The 16,320-nt window shown below is 63.0% G+C and carries 14 protein-coding genes; 2 read left to right on the plus strand and 12 right to left on the minus strand.

The genetic code is table 11. The features are described 5' to 3' along the window. Window positions 1–3: 3 nt before the first annotated feature. Window positions 4–318 (minus strand): DUF2849 domain-containing protein, encoded by a 315-nt coding sequence (locus tag PMI07_RS28700; protein ID WP_007756933.1) that lies wholly within the window; start codon window positions 316–318, stop codon window positions 4–6. Window positions 319–321: 3 nt separating this feature from the next. After that, window positions 322–1,770, minus strand: coding sequence for a siroheme synthase CysG (gene cysG / locus PMI07_RS28705; protein ID WP_024164256.1), 1,449 nt, complete (start codon window positions 1,768–1,770; stop codon window positions 322–324). 235 nt (window positions 1,771–2,005) lie between these two features. Between cysG and PMI07_RS28710 the strand changes: the two genes are divergently transcribed. Beyond that, entirely contained in the window at window positions 2,006–2,584 is a 579-nt protein-coding gene (locus tag PMI07_RS28710) for a nucleoside deaminase (RefSeq protein WP_007757457.1), read from the plus strand. A 26-nt stretch (window positions 2,585–2,610) separates the two neighbouring features. Continuing rightward, window positions 2,611–3,444 (plus strand): nucleoside triphosphate pyrophosphohydrolase, encoded by an 834-nt coding sequence (gene mazG, locus PMI07_RS28715; protein WP_007757456.1) that lies wholly within the window; start codon window positions 2,611–2,613, stop codon window positions 3,442–3,444. Window positions 3,445–3,530: 86 nt separating this feature from the next. On the opposite strand, the gene PMI07_RS28720 is transcribed toward mazG, so the two are convergent. From PMI07_RS28720 to dusB, 10 genes are all read right to left on the minus strand, one after another. Next, complete coding sequence (locus PMI07_RS28720) at window positions 3,531–4,550, minus strand: acyltransferase (RefSeq protein ID WP_007757455.1); 1,020 nt, start codon at window positions 4,548–4,550, stop codon at window positions 3,531–3,533. Between the two features lie 136 nt (window positions 4,551–4,686). Further along, window positions 4,687–6,027 carry a GTPase HflX gene (gene hflX / locus PMI07_RS28725; protein WP_007757454.1) on the minus strand — a complete coding sequence of 447 codons (1,341 nt, stop codon included), beginning with the start codon at window positions 6,025–6,027 and terminating at the stop codon, window positions 4,687–4,689. Window positions 6,028–6,103: 76 nt separating this feature from the next. Beyond that, window positions 6,104–6,346, minus strand: coding sequence for an RNA chaperone Hfq (hfq, locus tag PMI07_RS28730; protein WP_007757453.1), 243 nt, complete (start codon window positions 6,344–6,346; stop codon window positions 6,104–6,106). A 107-nt stretch (window positions 6,347–6,453) separates the two neighbouring features. Then, window positions 6,454–7,317: a D-amino-acid transaminase gene (locus tag PMI07_RS28735; RefSeq protein ID WP_007757452.1), complete on the minus strand. Its 864-nt coding sequence runs from the start codon at window positions 7,315–7,317 to the stop codon at window positions 6,454–6,456. A 30-nt stretch (window positions 7,318–7,347) separates the two neighbouring features. Continuing rightward, a complete protein-coding gene (gene trkA / locus PMI07_RS28740) occupies window positions 7,348–8,724 on the minus strand; it encodes a Trk system potassium transporter TrkA (RefSeq protein WP_007757449.1) in 1,377 nt (458 codons plus the stop codon). Window positions 8,725–8,727: 3 nt separating this feature from the next. Next, entirely contained in the window at window positions 8,728–10,092 is a 1,365-nt protein-coding gene (locus tag PMI07_RS28745; RefSeq protein ID WP_007757448.1) for a sigma-54 dependent transcriptional regulator, read from the minus strand. Continuing rightward, window positions 10,082–12,358, minus strand: a complete 2,277-nt coding sequence (locus tag PMI07_RS28750) for a PAS domain-containing sensor histidine kinase (RefSeq protein WP_024164257.1) — start codon at window positions 12,356–12,358, stop codon at window positions 10,082–10,084. The genes PMI07_RS28745 and PMI07_RS28750 overlap by 11 nt, the downstream gene beginning before the upstream one ends. Before the next feature lie 220 nt (window positions 12,359–12,578). Next, the gene (gene ntrC / locus PMI07_RS28755) at window positions 12,579–14,030 is read right to left on the minus strand and encodes a nitrogen regulation protein NR(I) (protein ID WP_007775954.1); all 1,452 of its coding nucleotides are present in this window, start codon (window positions 14,028–14,030) and stop codon (window positions 12,579–12,581) included. Beyond that, window positions 14,027–15,175: a nitrogen regulation protein NR(II) gene (locus PMI07_RS28760; protein ID WP_007775957.1), complete on the minus strand. Its 1,149-nt coding sequence runs from the start codon at window positions 15,173–15,175 to the stop codon at window positions 14,027–14,029. The genes ntrC and PMI07_RS28760 overlap by 4 nt, the downstream gene beginning before the upstream one ends. After that, a complete protein-coding gene (gene dusB, locus PMI07_RS28765) occupies window positions 15,172–16,191 on the minus strand; it encodes a tRNA dihydrouridine synthase DusB (RefSeq protein ID WP_024164258.1) in 1,020 nt (339 codons plus the stop codon). The genes PMI07_RS28760 and dusB overlap by 4 nt, the downstream gene beginning before the upstream one ends. Between the last annotated feature and the right edge of the window lie 129 nt (window positions 16,192–16,320).

A 16,320-nucleotide genomic window follows, 5' to 3' on the forward strand; every position in this document is an offset into this window, starting at 1 on the left:
TCCTCAAACTGCGATGAAGGCCGGGTCGGCGGGGCGATAGCCGGCAGCATATTCCATGGTCGGGCCCTGGGCACGAATACGTTCGCGAAGGCGCAGAGGCCAGAGCTTGCCGTCCTGCTCCTGCACTTCGACGACGGCAACGTCAACGACCCGGTTCTCCGCAAAATCGCGCTTGCCGATCGCCTCCAGCGAAGCCACTGCCTCCGGATGGCGGGCGACGATCGCGTCCTGCAGGTTTTCCACCCAATGGCCGTTCGCGTCGAGCCAGACGGCGATGCCGTCGGACAGGCGGTTGGCGGTCAGAACCTTGTCGGTCATCTTTTACAGTCCCACTTCCTCCCGAACCAGAACCTTCCCGGCGGAAAGCGGTTCGGACTTCTTGAAATTCGCACCGGCGACGGCTTCGCCGATGATTACCATGACCGGGCCGGAAAGATCGTCGCGGGCTTCCAGATCCGGCAATTCGCGCAGCACCCCGTGGAAAAGCCGGCGGTCGGAACGGCTGGCATTCTCGATCACCGCGACCGTGGTTTCCGGCGCAAGGCCGGCGCCCATCAGGCGCTCGGCGACAGAGGCGGCCACAGTGCGCCCCATATAGACGGCGATCGTCGCGCCGGAGATGGCAAGGCTCGCCCAGTCGGGCAGGACATCGCCGGTCAGGTCGTGGCCGGTGGTGAAGATCAGCGACGAGGCGACGCCGCGCAGCGTCAGCGGCAGGTCGAAATCGGCGGCGGCGGCAAAGGCCGAGGTGATGCCGGGCACGATCTCATAGGTGACACCCGCCTCGCGCAGTGCCGCCATTTCCTCGCCAGCGCGGCCATAGACCAGCGGATCGCCGGACTTGAGGCGGACAACCCGCTTGCCCTCGCGGCCGAGCCTGACCAGCAGCTTGTTGATCTCGTCCTGCGACTTCGAATGGCAGTTCTTGCGCTTGCCGACCGACAGGCGCTCGGCGTCGCGGCGGCCCATGTCGACGATCGCCTGCGGCACCAGCGCATCGTAGACGATCGCGTCGGCCTCCATCAGCACGCGCTGGGCCCGCAGCGTCAAAAGGTCCTCGGCGCCCGGGCCGGCGCCGACCAGCCAGACATGGCCTGCGGCGCGACCGGTGGTCGACAGCAGCGCATTGGCCGAGCGGCGGGCGGCGGCGATATCATTGGCATCGACGGCGCTTGCGACATCGGCCGAGAAGAAGCGGCGCCAGAAGATGCGGCGCGATACGCCACGCGGCACCAGTCGTTCGGCAGCATCGCGATATTCGGCAGCAAGGCGCGCCAGAAGCCCAAGCGACGGCGACAGCATCTGGTCGATGCGGGCGCGGATCATCTGGGCGAGAACCGGGCCGGCGCCCTCGGTGCCGATGGCAATCGCCACCGGCGCGCGGTTGACAAGGGCCGGCGTGTAGAAATCGCAGAAATCGGGCTGATCGACCGCATTGGCCGGGATCTTTTTGGCGCGGGCGGCCGTGACGATCGCACGATCCAAGGCGGCATCGCCGGTTGCAGCAAACACCATAACCGCACCCCTGATCTGATCCGAGATCTGATCCGGCGAGAACTCCGAATGAACGGTCTTGATGCCCTGGGCGGTCAGCCAGTCGGCATAGTCCGCATCCGGCGCCGAGACGTAAGCAATGATGTCCGCATCGGTGTTGCGCAACAGCCGAACCTTGGCATAGGCTTCGTCACCATTGCCAAATACAACAACGCTCCGTCCGCTGACGCGGAAGAAGGCCGGAAAGACCGACAGGCGTTGTTGGCTTGGAGACATGCGGTTATCCTGAGGCATATGACAGCAATATCCACAATAAGGCACCGGAATTGAAGGAATGGATATGCGAAGTGGATTGCGAGCCGGTATTTCTGTTTTACGATCAACCGGTTCTTGAGCAAAAGCCACCGCAGACGATATTTCTCCAGTATTTCTGTAGACTAAAGTGTTTTTTGCCCCGATCCGCTCGTTCCACGCCATAAACTGCCTAGACAGCTTAAAACAAAGAGCCCCCATGACAATCGCCGCCCGCCTTCTCGACGTCATCGAAAACGACATCCTTCCCCTCACGGAAAAAGGCGTCGCCACCGGCAACAAGGTTTTTGGCGCGGCTATACTGAGGAAGTCGGACCTGTCGCTGGTGATTTCGGAGACCAATAACGAGCTTGAAAATCCGCTCTGGCATGGCGAAGTGCATACGCTGAAGCGCTTTTACGAAACCACGCGAGATCTTCCCACCAAGGATCTCATTTTCCTGTCGACTCACGAACCCTGCACCATGTGCATGTCGGCAATCACCTGGGCCGGGTTCGACAATTTCTACTATTTTTTCAGCCACGAGGATTCGCGCGACGCCTTCGCCATTCCGCATGACCTGAAGATCCTCAAAGAGGTGTTCGGGCTGGAGCCCGGCGGTTACCGGCGTAACAACGCCTTCTGGCATTCCTACGCCGTTGCCGACCTCGTCGAGAGCGAGGAGGAGCCGCTTCGCACCAAACTCCAGGCGCAGACGACCCGTATCAAGGCGCGCTATGACGGGCTTTCCGGGGTCTACCAGTCGTCCAAGGACAAGAACAGCATTCCGCTCGCCTGACATTCCGACATTGAAGGACCAAGAAGATGGAAGCATCGAAGGATATTTCGCGGCTGATCGAGATCATGGCGGCCTTGCGCACGCCGGTCACCGGCTGCCCCTGGGACCTCGAGCAGAACTTTGCGACCATCAAGCCCTATACGATCGAGGAAGCCTATGAGGTGGGCGATGCGATCGAGCGCAACGACATGGACGACCTCTGCGAGGAGCTGGGCGACCTGCTGCTACAGGTCGTCTTTCATGCTCGCATGGCCGAGGAAGCCGGCGAATTCGCCTTTGGCGACGTGGTGCAGGCGATCACCAAAAAGATGATCCGCCGGCACCCGCATGTGTTTGCCGTTTCGGATGCAGCTACGCCGGATGCGGTGAAGCTGCAATGGGATGACATCAAGACGGAAGAGAAGCGCGAGCGGGCAGAGCGGCGGGCACGACGGGGCATTACCGAGGATTTCAAGGCCGGATACCTGGGAAGCGTCCATCGCGCCCAGCCGGCGCTGACCGAAGCGCTGAAGCTGCAGCAGCGGGCCGCCAAGGTCGGCTTCGACTGGTCGGAGGCCGAGCCCATCCTCGACAAGATCGAGGAAGAGGTCGGCGAATTGCGCGAGGCGCTGCGCGGCGGAGACCACAGCAAGATCTCGGACGAACTCGGCGACCTGATCTTCGCGCTGGTCAATATCGGCCGGCATGTGAAGGCCGATCCGGAAGAGGCGCTGCGCGGCACCAATACAAAATTCAGGCGGCGATTCAATTACATCGAGACGTCGCTTGAAAAGTCGAGTCAGACGCTGGAAGACGCAACCCTGGAGCGCATGGAGGAGCTCTGGCAGGCGGCAAAGGCGATCGAGCGGCAGATCGGCTGAGGCGCCGTCAGTGAGCACTCAGGAGCTGGCCACCTTCTGATCCGGCTATGACGCGACGGTGACGACAATCGTGGACGGCGGCGCTTCTAGGCCGTTCGGCCGGCGGCGGCGACTTTCGCACGGCGGTTTTCAAAGACACTGTTCAGGGCCCTCCGTGAGGGCTTCTCCACCAGGTAGAAGCTCGCCAGTGCGGTCGCCACGGCGGCCAGAAGCAATAAAGGGGTCGGCGCCACCCCTTCGCGGTAGAGCTTGTAGAAGGGCTGCTGCCACAGATAGAGCGAGAAGGACCACAGGCCCGCATAGGTGAGCACCTTTGCGGACAGGATCTTGCGGAAAACCGGCGCCGCGCTGTCGATCGTGGTGATCGAAACCGCGAGCATGATGGTCGACAGGCCGAAGGAGAGGACCTGAAAAGGCGCCATTTTAGCCGCAACCGCAATCAGCAGCGCCAGCGGTGAGACCCACCAGGGAGCCTGACGCTTGCGAAGCAACAGCCACAGGCCGCCGGCGATGAATATGCCCGCGACAGAGACGTCGCTGCGCCAATGGGTATCCAAAACGCTGGCGCCGAGTTCGGTGCGAATGATGCCGTTCAGCATTGCCGCCGCGCCAAGGGCGATGATGAGAGCGCCGACCGGGAACAGTCTGCGGCGGGACAGGAAGGCGACGCCTGCCAGAAGGACATAGGCGTGCTCCTCGACGCACAGCGACCAGAGGTGATCAAGCAACGCCACCGGATGGGTATAGACCATGGCATAGTTGAGCGTGAACGTCAGGGCCAGCAATGCTGCAACAGGCCCATGCGAAATCTCGGTGCCCTGGAAGGCAAGGGTAGTGATGACGACGAATGCGAAGAGAGCCGGATAGATTCGTGAGAAACGCCTGAAGAAGAAGGTCGGCAATTCTGCCCGCTTCACGAACAGGATTTCCGACATCAACCGGCCGGACAGAACAAAGAACAGCTCTACACCGAATGTACTGACCCCCGGCTTGAAATCATCGAGCCAGAAATGGCCGACGATCACGAAAATGACCGCAATCCCTCGCCATCCGTCGAGATAGTCCAGGTGTTTTCCGGTCTCTTCGTGCGGCCGACTCTGTATCATTACGCCACCCTCGTTGCCGGCCGGTGAATGATACTGCGGGAATCGTGGCCGTCCTCGTCGGCTCATGTTGCACCGCAAAAAGCAGGCAACATCATGGCGCGGCGTTCGGGGCCGAAGTCGCGTATGCCGCGCTCCCTTACCGCTCCCAGTCTTCCTTCGTCGCCTTCGGGCCATTGCCGAGCTTGCGCTCGAACTCGGCGGCCTCGGCTTCGGACATGCGGACATCCAGGGTGACGGAACCGTCCTCATTGTCCTCGCGGCCGTCGACGACGGCATTGCTGTAGACCCAGGAGAGGATGGAGAGCTGATCCGCCGGAATGATGATCGAGGTTTCGGTGAGCACGCCGGAGAGGCGCCTGGAGATCTCGTCCATCAGGGCATCGACGCCCTCGCCCGAGATCGCCGAGACCGCCATCACGTTCTCGCGGCCGACGGCGCGTTCGGCAATCGCCTCATGGGCGTCCGGGTCGAGCCGGTCGATCTTGTTCCAGACCTCGATGATGCGCTTGGCGGCTTCCTTCTCGTCGATGCCGAGATCGGACAGGATGCGCATGACGTCGCCGGCCTGGGCGGCATTGTCCGGATCGGACATGTCGCGCACATGCAGGACGAGATCGGCTTCCAGCACCTCTTCCAGCGTGGCGCGGAAGGCGGCGACCAGGTGGGTCGGCAGGTTGGAGATGAAACCGACCGTATCGGAGAGGATGACCGTGCGGCCATGCGGCAGCTTCATGCGGCGCAGCGTCGGGTCGAGCGTGGCGAACAGCATGTCTTCGGCCAGCACGCCGGCACCGGTGATACGGTTGAACAGCGTCGACTTGCCGGCATTGGTATAACCGACCAGCGCCACGATCGGGTGCGGCACCTTGCGGCGCTTGGCGCGGTGAAGCTGGCGGGTGCGCACGACCTGTTCGAGCTCGCGCTCCAGCTTGACGATGCGCTCCTGCAGCAGCCGGCGGTCGGCCTCGATCTGGGTTTCACCCGGGCCGCCCATGAAGCCCGCGCCGCCGCGCTGCCGTTCAAGGTGGGTCCAGCTGCGGACCAGGCGGCCCTTCTGATAATTGAGATGCGCCAGATCGACCTGCAGCGTGCCTTCCTTGGTGGAGGCGCGGCGGCCGAAGATTTCGAGGATCAGGCCCGTCCGGTCGATGACCTTGGCGTTCCATTCCTTTTCGAGATTGCGCTGCTGCACCGGGGTCAGCGGATGGTCGACGATGACGAGGCCGGCATCGTGCTCGTCGAGCAGCGCCTTGATTTCCTCGATCTTGCCGGTGCCCATCAGCGTTCCCGGACGCGGCTGGCTGATCGGTACGATCAGGCCCTGCACGATCTCCAGGTCGATGGCCTTGGCAAGGCCGATCGCCTCTTCGAGGCGGGCCTCGTTGGAGCGCTGCGGTGCGGGTGCCGGGCTCGAGTCGCCCTGCCCGGCCTTCGACCGTCCCTGCTTGAGGACCGGCACGATGACGAGCGCACGCATGTCGTCCCGGCGCTTTTCAGCCTCCGGGACTATGGATTCGTTGGAAGTATCGCGATTTGAAATCTGTTCTGTCCTGTTAGGCCGCGTTCTCTTCGGTTTCGAACATCTGCATGGGCTGGCCCGGCATGATGGTCGAGATCGCGTGCTTATACACGAGCTGAGAATGGCCGTCACGGCGAAGAAGGACGCAGAAGTTGTCGAAAGACGTCACGACGCCTGTCAGTTTGACCCCGTTGATCAGAAAGATCGTCAGGGAAATCTTCTGCTTGCGAACAGTATTGAGAAATAAATCCTGCAGATTCTGAGAACGTTCCGCCATAGCGCCGCTTCTTTCTTTTTTGCCGGCCAAAAGCCGGAATCATGATCAAGCTTGATAAGAGACGGCAGGGAAGCGCCCCGTGCTTCCCTTCCCCCGATGTTTGACTATCAAATCGCCGTCTTTTCCGCAACGTCGAAAAAGGTGTCGCGAATACTTGACGACACGGTGCCCGGATGGCCGTTGGCGACGGGCTTTCCGTCGATTTCGACGATCGGCACGCAGATCCCGGTGGCGGAGGTGAAAAACACCTCGCGGGCGGCCAGCATCTCTTCCGTCCCGAACTCGCGCTCGACGATCTTGAGGCCGAGCTCCTTTGCGACATCGATGAGAGTCGTGCGGGTGATTCCCTTGAGGATGCCGTGCTCGGCCGGGCGGGTGACCAGTTCGCCATCCGGCGTGACGATCCAGACGTTCGAGGAGGCGCCTTCCATGACGATGCCGTTGCGGTCGATGAAGATCGCGTCCTGGGCGCCGGCTTCCTTCGCCTGCTGCTTGGCGAGCACGTTCGGCAGCAGCCCGACCGTCTTGATGTCGACGCGGTCCCAGCGGTTCTCGGGCAGCGTGATGACCTTGATGCCGTTCGCATATTTCCTGGCGGCGACCGATGGGTCGGTGCTCTTGGCGGTGATCGTAATGGTCGGCGGCGTGCCTTCGGCGGGGAAGTAGTGGTCGCGGCGGGCCGCACCCCGGGTGACCTGCATGTAGAAGATGCCGTTGGTGACCCGGTTGCGGCGGAGCACTTCGCGGATGACGAAGGTGAGTGCCGCGCGGCTCATCGGTGCGGCCATCCTCAGTTCGCTCAGCGACCGGTCGAGGCGGTTGAGATGCCGGGTCAGGTCGACGATCATGCCGTGGCGCACTTCGCAGACCTCGTAGACGCCGTCCGCGAACTGGAAACCGCGATCCTCCACATGCACCGCGGCTTCGGAATGGCGAACATATTGTCCGTTCACATAGGCAATTCTCGACATCGGATGTCCCCTGCTTGTCGCAAATACTGCTCAGAAATATTGGATGGAAACGCGGAAAAGCTGCTCCACATGGCGCACGGCTTCGGCGGCCGCAAAAAGCACGACCCGGTCGCGGGCCTTGATCTTGGTGTCGCCGTTCGGGCGGATCACCGCCTCGCCGCGATAGATGGCGCCGATGCGGACGCCCTCCGGCAGGTCGAGTTCGCGGAACGGCCGGCCGACCAGCGGCGAGGTTTCCAGCGCTTCGGCTTCGATGATCTCGGCAGCGCCGTTCTGCACGGCATAGACCGAACGGATGCGGCCCTTGCGGACATGCTGCAGCACGCGTGAGATCGTCACGGCACGCGGGTTGATCTGCGCATCGATGCCGAGCGCGTCGGTGACCTGATGGAAGGAGGTGGAGTTGATCAGCACCAGATTTGACTTGCAGCCGAGCGATTTGGCCATGACCGCGCCGAGGATATTGATCTGGTCGTTGTTGGTCAGCATCACGATCAGGTCGGTATCCTGGATATCGGCCTGGGTCAGGATGTTCTGATCGAGCGCCGAACCGTGCAACACGATGGTATTGCGCAGCCGCTCGGAGACCGCAAGCGCCTTTTCCCGGTCGCTCTCGATGATCTTCAGCCGCGTCCTCGGCTGGTGCTCCTCGATGCTGTGGGCGACGTAATAACCGATATTGCCGCCGCCGGCGATGATGATGCGGCGCGCCTCCTGCTCCTCATGGCCGAACAGGCCGAGCGTGCGGCGGATGTGTTCGCGCTGGCAGATGACATAGGCGAGATCGCCGACTTCGAGCTCATCCGCCGAACGGGCAACGCTCAAGACACCATTCCGGAAGATGCCGACCACGGTTGCCATCAGGTCCGGGAAGAGGTCGGAAAGCTGATGCAGGGGCGTGGCGACGACCGGGCAGTCCTCCATGCATTCGATCGCCACCATGGCGATGTGATCCTCGGCGAAGCGGACGACATCGGTTGCACCGGGAAAGGAGATCCGCCGCAGCACCATCTTGCCGACCTCGATCTCCGGCGAGATCGTCACGTCGATCGACATGTTCTGGCGGCTGAACAGATCGGCATATTCCGGCTTCAGATAGTTCTGGGCGCGGATGCGGGCGATCTTGGTGGGCACGGAAAAGAGCGCCTGCGCGACCTCGCAGGCGACGATATTGACCTCGTCGTAGAGCGTCACCGCGATGATCATGTCGGCGTCTTCGGCACCGGCCTTTTCCAGCACGTCCGGATGGGCGCCATGGCCGACATAGCCCTTGACGTCGAGGGTCTCGGTGATCGCGGCGATCAGGGCCGCCGAGGTATCGATGACGGAGACGTCATTGTCCTCCTGCGAGAGCCGTTCGGCGATGCCGTAGCCCACCTGCCCCGCGCCGCATATGATCACCTTCATAGGCTATACACCGAGCGACTTGAGCTTGCGGTGCAGGGCCGAACGTTCCATGCCGACAAATTCCGCGGTGCGGGAAATATTGCCGCCGAACCGGTTGATCTGGGCGATCAGGTAGTCGCGCTCGAACATTTCGCGGGCTTCGCGCAGCGGCAGCGTCATGATGTGATAGTCGCCCTTGGCGGACACTTTCGGCAGCATGTCGCCGAGATCGGTCGGCAGCATGTCGGCGGAAATCGGCGAATCCGGGCCGTCGGAGCGGGCAAGGATCATCAGCCGCTCGATATTGTTGCGGAGCTGGCGGATATTGCCTGGCCAGTCATGGGCCTGCAGGACGGCCATGGCATCCTCGCCGATCTTGCGGGGCCGAATGCCGGCCTGTTCGGAAATCTGGCGCATGAACATGTCGACGAGGAAAGGAATATCCTCGCGACGTTCGGCGAGCGCCGGCACCTTGACCGGCACGACGGCCAGCCGGTGGTAGAGATCCTCGCGGAAGGAACCGTCGGCGATCAGGCTTTCGAGATTGTAGGCGGTCGACGAGATGATGCGCACGTCGACCTTGACACGCTTGGAGCCGCCGACGCGCTCGAACTGCTGATCCACGAGCACGCGAAGGATCTTGTTCTGCGTCTCGCGCGGCATTTCGCCGACTTCGTCGAGATAGAGGATGCCGCGATGGGCCTCTTCCAGAGCGCCGATCTTGCGCGCTTGGCCGGGCGCACCTTCGGTGCCGAACAGTGCCATCTCCATGCGGTCGGGCGTGATCGTCGCTGCATTCAGCGCCACGAAGGGGCCGGCGACGCGCGAAGAACGCTTGTGGATCATCCGCGCCACCAGTTCCTTGCCGGAACCGGAGGGGCCGAGGATCATCACGCGGCTGTTGGTCGGCGCGACCTTCTCGATGGTCTGGCGGAGTTGCGAGACGGCAACCGACGTGCCGACCAGTTCGGCGGCATCGCCGGTGCGTTTCTTGAGCTCGGTCACCTCACGCTTCAGCTTGGAGTTTTCGAGAGCCCGCTCGGCGATCAGGATCAGCCGGTCGGCCTTGAACGGCTTTTCGATGAAGTCGAAGGCGCCGCGCTTGATGGCGGACACCGCCGTCTCGACATTGCCGTGGCCGGAGATCATCACAACGGGCAAATCGGGATGCCGGCTCTTGACTTCGTCGAGCAGCGCCAGGCCGTCGAGCCTGGAGCCCTGCATCCAGATATCCAGGAAGACCAGCCGCGGCACGCGGTCCGAGATCGCGGCGAGCGCGCTGTCGCTGTCATGCGCCGTGCGGGTTTCATGGCCCTCGTCGGATAGAATACCCGACACGATATCACGGATATCCGCCTCGTCATCCACGACCAGAATATCAGACGCCATAAGCCAATTCCTTGTTATTATTGTCCGTTCCCGGCACCACTACCTGCTCAAGATGCGGCAGCAGCACCCTGATCATGGCGCCCTTGCCATGATCGAAATCGGCGGGAGCATCGTGCAGCTCGAGCTGCCCGCCGTGTTCTTCGATGATCTTCTTGACGATGGCGAGCCCCAGACCCGTGCCCTTGTCGCGCATGGTCATATAGGGCTCGAGGATGCGGTGCCGGTTTTCGCTCGGCAGGCCGCTGCCGTTGTCGATGATGTCGACCACGTAGGTATCGCGCGCCGCATCGTAGACCGAGCGGACCTTGACCTTGCGGCCGTCGCGTTCCTGATCGCTCGGCACCGCCTCGATCGCCTCGACGGCGTTCTTGATGAGATTGCCGAAGGCCTGGCCGAGCATGCGCGCATCGAACATGCCCTTCAGCGGGTCATCGCCGAGCTCGCGGATAAAGTCGACATGGGTGGTGCCCATCTCGCGCAGGAAGATCGCGTCGCGCAGGATATCGCGCAGATCGGCCTCTTCCTTCGCGGGTTTCGGCATGCGGGCAAAGGCGGAAAATTCATCGACCATGCGGCCGATATCGCCGACCTGGCGCACGATCGTATCGGTGCACTGGTCGAAGACGGCGCGGTCGTCCTCGGCGATCTGCTTGCCGTAGCGGCGCTTCAGGCGCTCGGCGGACAGCTGGATCGGGGTGAGCGGGTTCTTGATCTCGTGGGCGATGCGGCGGGCGACGTCGGCCCAGGCGGTCGAACGCTGGGCGATGACGAGATCGGTGATATCGTCGAGCGTCACGACGTAGGAATCGTGGGCGGCCCGCTGTTCCTCGCGGGTGACCTGAACCGACAGCGTCCGCTCCTTGCCGCCGCGCATCAGGTTGACCTGCTTGCGGAACTCACCGCGCGCCCTGCTGCGCGCCTCGGTCAGAACCAGATCGATCTCGGGCGCGACATCCTGCAATTTCTCGCCCATCAGCTTTTCGGCGGGAATGTCGAGGAAATGCTCGGCGGACGGATTGACGATGGTGATGCGGCGGTCTTCTTCGACGCCGATGACGGCAGCCGTGACGCCCGACAGCACCGCCTCGATGAAGCGGCGGCGATCGTCCACCTCGTCCTTGGCCTCGAGGATCTCGTCGCGCTGGCTGCGTATCTCGGAAATCATCTTGTTGAAGGTGCGCGACAGGCTGCCGACGTCGCCATCGGCCGCACGCACCGGCACGACGACATTGAGATTGCCGGTCGCCACGCTGTCGGCGGCGCTGATCAGCAGCCGGATGGGCCGGACGATGCGGTCGGCCACCGCGATCGCCGTCCAGATCGCCGCCAGCAGCACGATCAGCGCAAAACCGAGATAGAGCACGGCGAAGGCGATCTGCAGCGAGGTGCGGCCGGCCTCCATCGCCTGGTATTCGGCGGTGTTCTCCTCCATCAGCCGCATGGCCGAGATGACCTTCGGATCGACGGCGCGGATGGTATACAGATAGGAGCCGGGGATGGCGTCGAGCTTGATGACGGCGCCGACGAGATTGGTGACTCCAGGCGGGATCAGTGTCGGCTGGCCGGCAGCCGCCGTCTTCAGTGCATCGGCCGGGATCGCCGGCAACGGCTTTTCCGTCTTGATGTCGGCCTGGACGATCGCCTGGCCGTCCTCGCGCACCAGGAAGGCGCCGAGCATGCCGCGGCCCCGCGCCTGGCGGGTCATCAGTTCCACGAAACCGGTCCGATCGAGATAGAACATCGGCCGATTGCGCTCGAGGTCATTCGACATCGACACAGTCTGGCCCTGGAGGTAGCTGGCGTTCTCGAGCATGTAGGCGCGGGCGACGTCCTGGGACGACTGCACGATCGACTGGGTACGCAGCGAGAACCAGCGGTCGAGGCCGACATTGAGCGTCAGGCTGGCGAAGATCGCCACCAGGACCGCCGGGGTGATCGCCACGATCGAAAACAGCACGACGATGCGGACATGCAGGCGGGCGGCCGCGCGGCCACGGTTGCGGGCCCTGACCAGCCGGACGATCTCGCGGCCGATCAGATACATCAGGCCGAGGATGAACAGCGAATTGATCGATGCCGAGGCGATCACGACATTGGTGGTGGGAGCAATCGGCGTGAGGCCAAGCAGGATGAAAAGCGTCACCGTGGCGCAGATCAAAGCTCCGCCGGCAAGCAGAAGGCCGGGGAGCGCAAACGACGCGCGCCGATCCTGCACTGACACCGCTGGCTCGTCTTCGGCCACCGGCGCGGTTACGCCTTCAGTCATCGAATCCACTCCGATCCCCAAAACCCTCGCGGGAGATCATTCCAACCCGGTCAGACCGAGCGAAGTGACAGCCACTTCCTGAAAAGGGCCTGTCTACCCCCTCGACGGCCGCCACTCCGTCGAGCATTCACCAAACCCTGCGTGACCTTTAAGCAACGCAATGTGGCGAAAATGCAACGATGAACGGAAGGTGTCAAGCAGCCGAGAGCAAACTATCGCGTCAGGCGCCGCGAGAACTGCGATAGACGGAGACCCCCAGTTCGCGGATCTTCTTGCGGAGGGTGTTGCGGTTCAGGCCGAGGAGATCTGCCGCCTTGATCTGGTTGCCGCGGGTGGCCGTCAGTGCCGCCAGGATCAGCGGATATTCCAGTTCCGTCAGCACCCGATCGTAGAGGCCCGGCGGCGGCAGGTTCTCGCCAAAGCTCGCGAAATAGGTGCGCATGTTCTCTTCCACGGCCTGCGCTATCGTCAGCGAACCGCTGCGGGTGCCCATCTTGTCGATCGGGCTGTCGGGAACATCCGAGCGGAGTTCCGATTCGATAATCTCGCGGCTGATGACCTCCTGCGGATAGAGCGCCATCAGGCGGCGGACGAGGTTTTCCAGCTCGCGCACGTTGCCCGGCCAGGCATAGGCCTTCATCAGGTCCAGCGCCTCGGTGTCGAAACGCTTGCCGTCGAGCCCTTCCTTCTCGGCCATCTGCATGAAGTGGCGGACGAGATCGGGAATGTCCTCGGCGCGGTCGCGCAGCGGCGGCAGGCGCAGCGGCACGACGTTCAGACGGTAATAGAGATCCTCGCGGAAGAGGCCCTGGTTGATCAGGTGCTTCAAATCCTTGTTGGTGGCCGCGACGATGCGCACGTCGGTGCGAATAGGGGTGCGGCCGCCGACGGTCGTGTATTCGCCCTGCTGCAGGACGCGCAGGAGGCGCGTCTGGGCGTCCATCGGCATGTCGCCGATCTCGTCGAGGAAAAGCGTGCCGCCTTCGGCTTGTTCGAAACGGCCGGTGGAGCGGTTCTGGGCGCCGGTAAAGGCGCCCTTCTCGTGACCGAAGAGTTCCGATTCGATCAGGTCGCGCGGGATGGCGGCCATGTTGATCGCCACGAACGGGCCGTTGCGGCGCTTGCCGTAATCATGAAGCGCGCGGGCGACCAGCTCCTTGCCCGTGCCGGACTCACCGGTGATCATCAGCGTCAGGTCGGTCTGCATCAGACGCGCGAGCACGCGGTAGATTTCCTGCATGGCGGCGGAGCGGCCAACAAGTGGCATGCCATCCTGCATGTCGTCGTCGAGGCGGGCGGGCTTGCGCTTCGGTTCGGCGAGCGCCCGGCCGATGATGGCGATCAGCTCGGTCAGGTCGAAGGGTTTTGGAAGGTAGTCGTAGGCGCCTTTCTCAGACGCCTTGATTGCCGTCATGAAGGTGTTCTGGGCGCTCATGACCAGAACCGGCAGCTCGGGCCTGGCCTTCTTGATGCGCGGCAGGAGGTCGAAGGCGTTCTCATCGGGCATGATCACGTCGGTGACGACGAGGTCGCCCTCACCGGCCGAGATCCAGCGCCACAGGGTGGCGGCATTGGAGGTGATGCGCACTTCGTAGCCAGCCCTGGTCAAGGCCTGGTTCAGAACGGTGCGGATGGCCGCGTCGTCGTCGGCGACAAGGATCGTGGCAGTCATTTTACGCTTCCTGTGGAGTTCAAGGCGCGGCCATCGGTGGCCTCTTCCTTGTGCATGGGCATCAGAACACGGAATATCGTCCGGCGCGCCTGGCTGTCGCATTCGACGATACCGCCATGGCCGCCGATGATCTTGGCGACCAGCGCGAGACCGAGGCCCGAGCCGTTCGTCTTGGTGGTGATGAAGGGATCGAAGAGATGCGGCACGAGATCGGTCGGAACGCCCGGGCCGTTGTCGATGACGCAGAATTCGAGCGGCAGGGAAATCTTGTCCCGCGTGCCGGCGACCGAAAGCTTGATGCCGGGGCGATAAGCGGTGGTCAGCATGATTTCGCCGTCCGGCTGGTCGCCGACGGCTTCGGCCGCGTTCTTGATGAGATTGAGAAAGACCTGCACGAGCTGGTCGCGGTTGGCGAACACCGGCGGCAGCGACGGGTCGTACATTTCGGAAATCTTGATGTTGCGGGCAAAACCGGCCTTGGCGACCGCCTTCACATGATCGAGCACCGAATGGATGTTGAGCGGCACGCGGTCGACCGGCCGCTCGTCGGAAAAGACTTCCATGCGATCGACCAGCGAGACGATGCGGTCGGTCTCGTCGCAGATCAGCTGGGTCAGCGCGCGATCGTCATCAGGGACCACGGTTTCCAGAAGCTGGGCGGCGCCGCGGATGCCGGAAAGCGGGTTCTTGATCTCATGCGCCAGCATCGACGCCAGGCCGGTGACCGAACGGGCGGCGGCGCGATGGGTGAGCTGTCGGTCGATCTTGTCCGCCATCGACCGTTCCTGGAAGACGACGACGACCGAACCCGGCTCGCTGACAACAGGCGCGACATAGAGGTCGACCAGCTTGTCCTGGCCGAGACGCGGCGACGACAGGTCGACGCGGTATTCGTTGACCGGCGCTTTGCGCTCTCGCACCTGGTCGATCAGGGCGAGCAGCGGGCTGCCGAACGGAATGAAGGTGGAGATCTTGTTCTTGGCGAGATGGGGAGCGCTGGCGCCGAAGAAGGACTCCGCCTCCCAGTTCGCGAACGCGACCTTGCCGGCCGCATCGACCAGGATCACCGGGTTCTGAACCGAATTGAGGACAGCCATGGCGAGCGCGTTGCCGATCGCGGCATCCTGCGCCTGGGACTTGCTCATGCGGCCTCCTTCTGGGCGGCGACGGATTGCCCGCCGAGCGCTGCAATCATCCGGCGCGAGACATCGGCCGGGTCTTTCGAAATCATGATGGCGGCCTTTTCTTCGACGGGCAGGTCGCCCGCGAAACGGTCGAGATACCAGCCGAGCTGTTTTCGCGCATGGCGAAGGCCGGCCTCGCGGCCGTAGAGTTCCAGCATGGCCTCGTAATGTTCGATGACCAGATCGGCGATCTCAGCCTGCGACGGCGCGGCATGGCCGGCGAGCCAGCCGACATGCCAGGGACGCCCTTGCGCGCCGCGGCCGACCATGACCGCGTCGGCGCCGGAACGGGCCAGGATACCTTGAGCGTCCTCGGGCGATTCGACGTCGCCGTTGGCGATCAGCGGGATGGAGATCGCGTCGCGCACCGCGCGGATCGCATCCCAGTCGGCCCTGCCCTCGTAGAACTGCATGCGGGTGCGGCCGTGGATGGTCACCAGCTGGATGCCGGCCTGTTCGGCACGGCGGGCGATCTCGGGCGCATTGATGGAGTTCTCATCCCAGCCGAGTCGCATCTTCAGTGTCACCGGCACCTTGACCGCATTGACGGTCGCCTCGATCAGCGACAGCGCGTGATCCGGATCGCGCATCAGCGCCGAGCCCGAATAACCGCCCGTCACCTTCTTGGCCGGGCATCCCATGTTGATGTCGATGATGTTGGCGCCGTTATCGGCAGCGATTTTCGCGGCCTGCGCCATCGGCTGCGCCTCGCGGCCGGCCAGCTGCACCATGTGCGGCGAGATGCCGGCGCCCTTCAGCCGCGCCCATGATTCGCCGCGATTCAGAATGAGCTCGCCGCTGGCGACCATTTCCGTCACGACCAGCCCGGCGCCATAACGCCAGGCAAGCTGCCGGAAGGGCAGATCGGTGACACCGGACATCGGCGCCAGGACGACGCGATTGCGAATGGCGACAGGCCCGATCTGAAAAGGCTTGGCAAGATCGTGAAAATTCAAATGATGATCTTTCGGGCACATGAGATAGTTGCACTATTTTTATTCAGGTCTTGAGCATTTGCCAAGAGCGATTCCTGAACTGCGTTATTTTTGAGCGGCATGCTGGAATTCAGGCTTTTGGTCCTATAGTTCTCCGCCTGTCAATCCAAA

Origin of the sequence: Rhizobium sp. CF080 (assembly GCF_000282095.2) — a bacterium.
Classification (GTDB): Bacteria; Pseudomonadota; Alphaproteobacteria; order Rhizobiales; family Rhizobiaceae; genus Neorhizobium.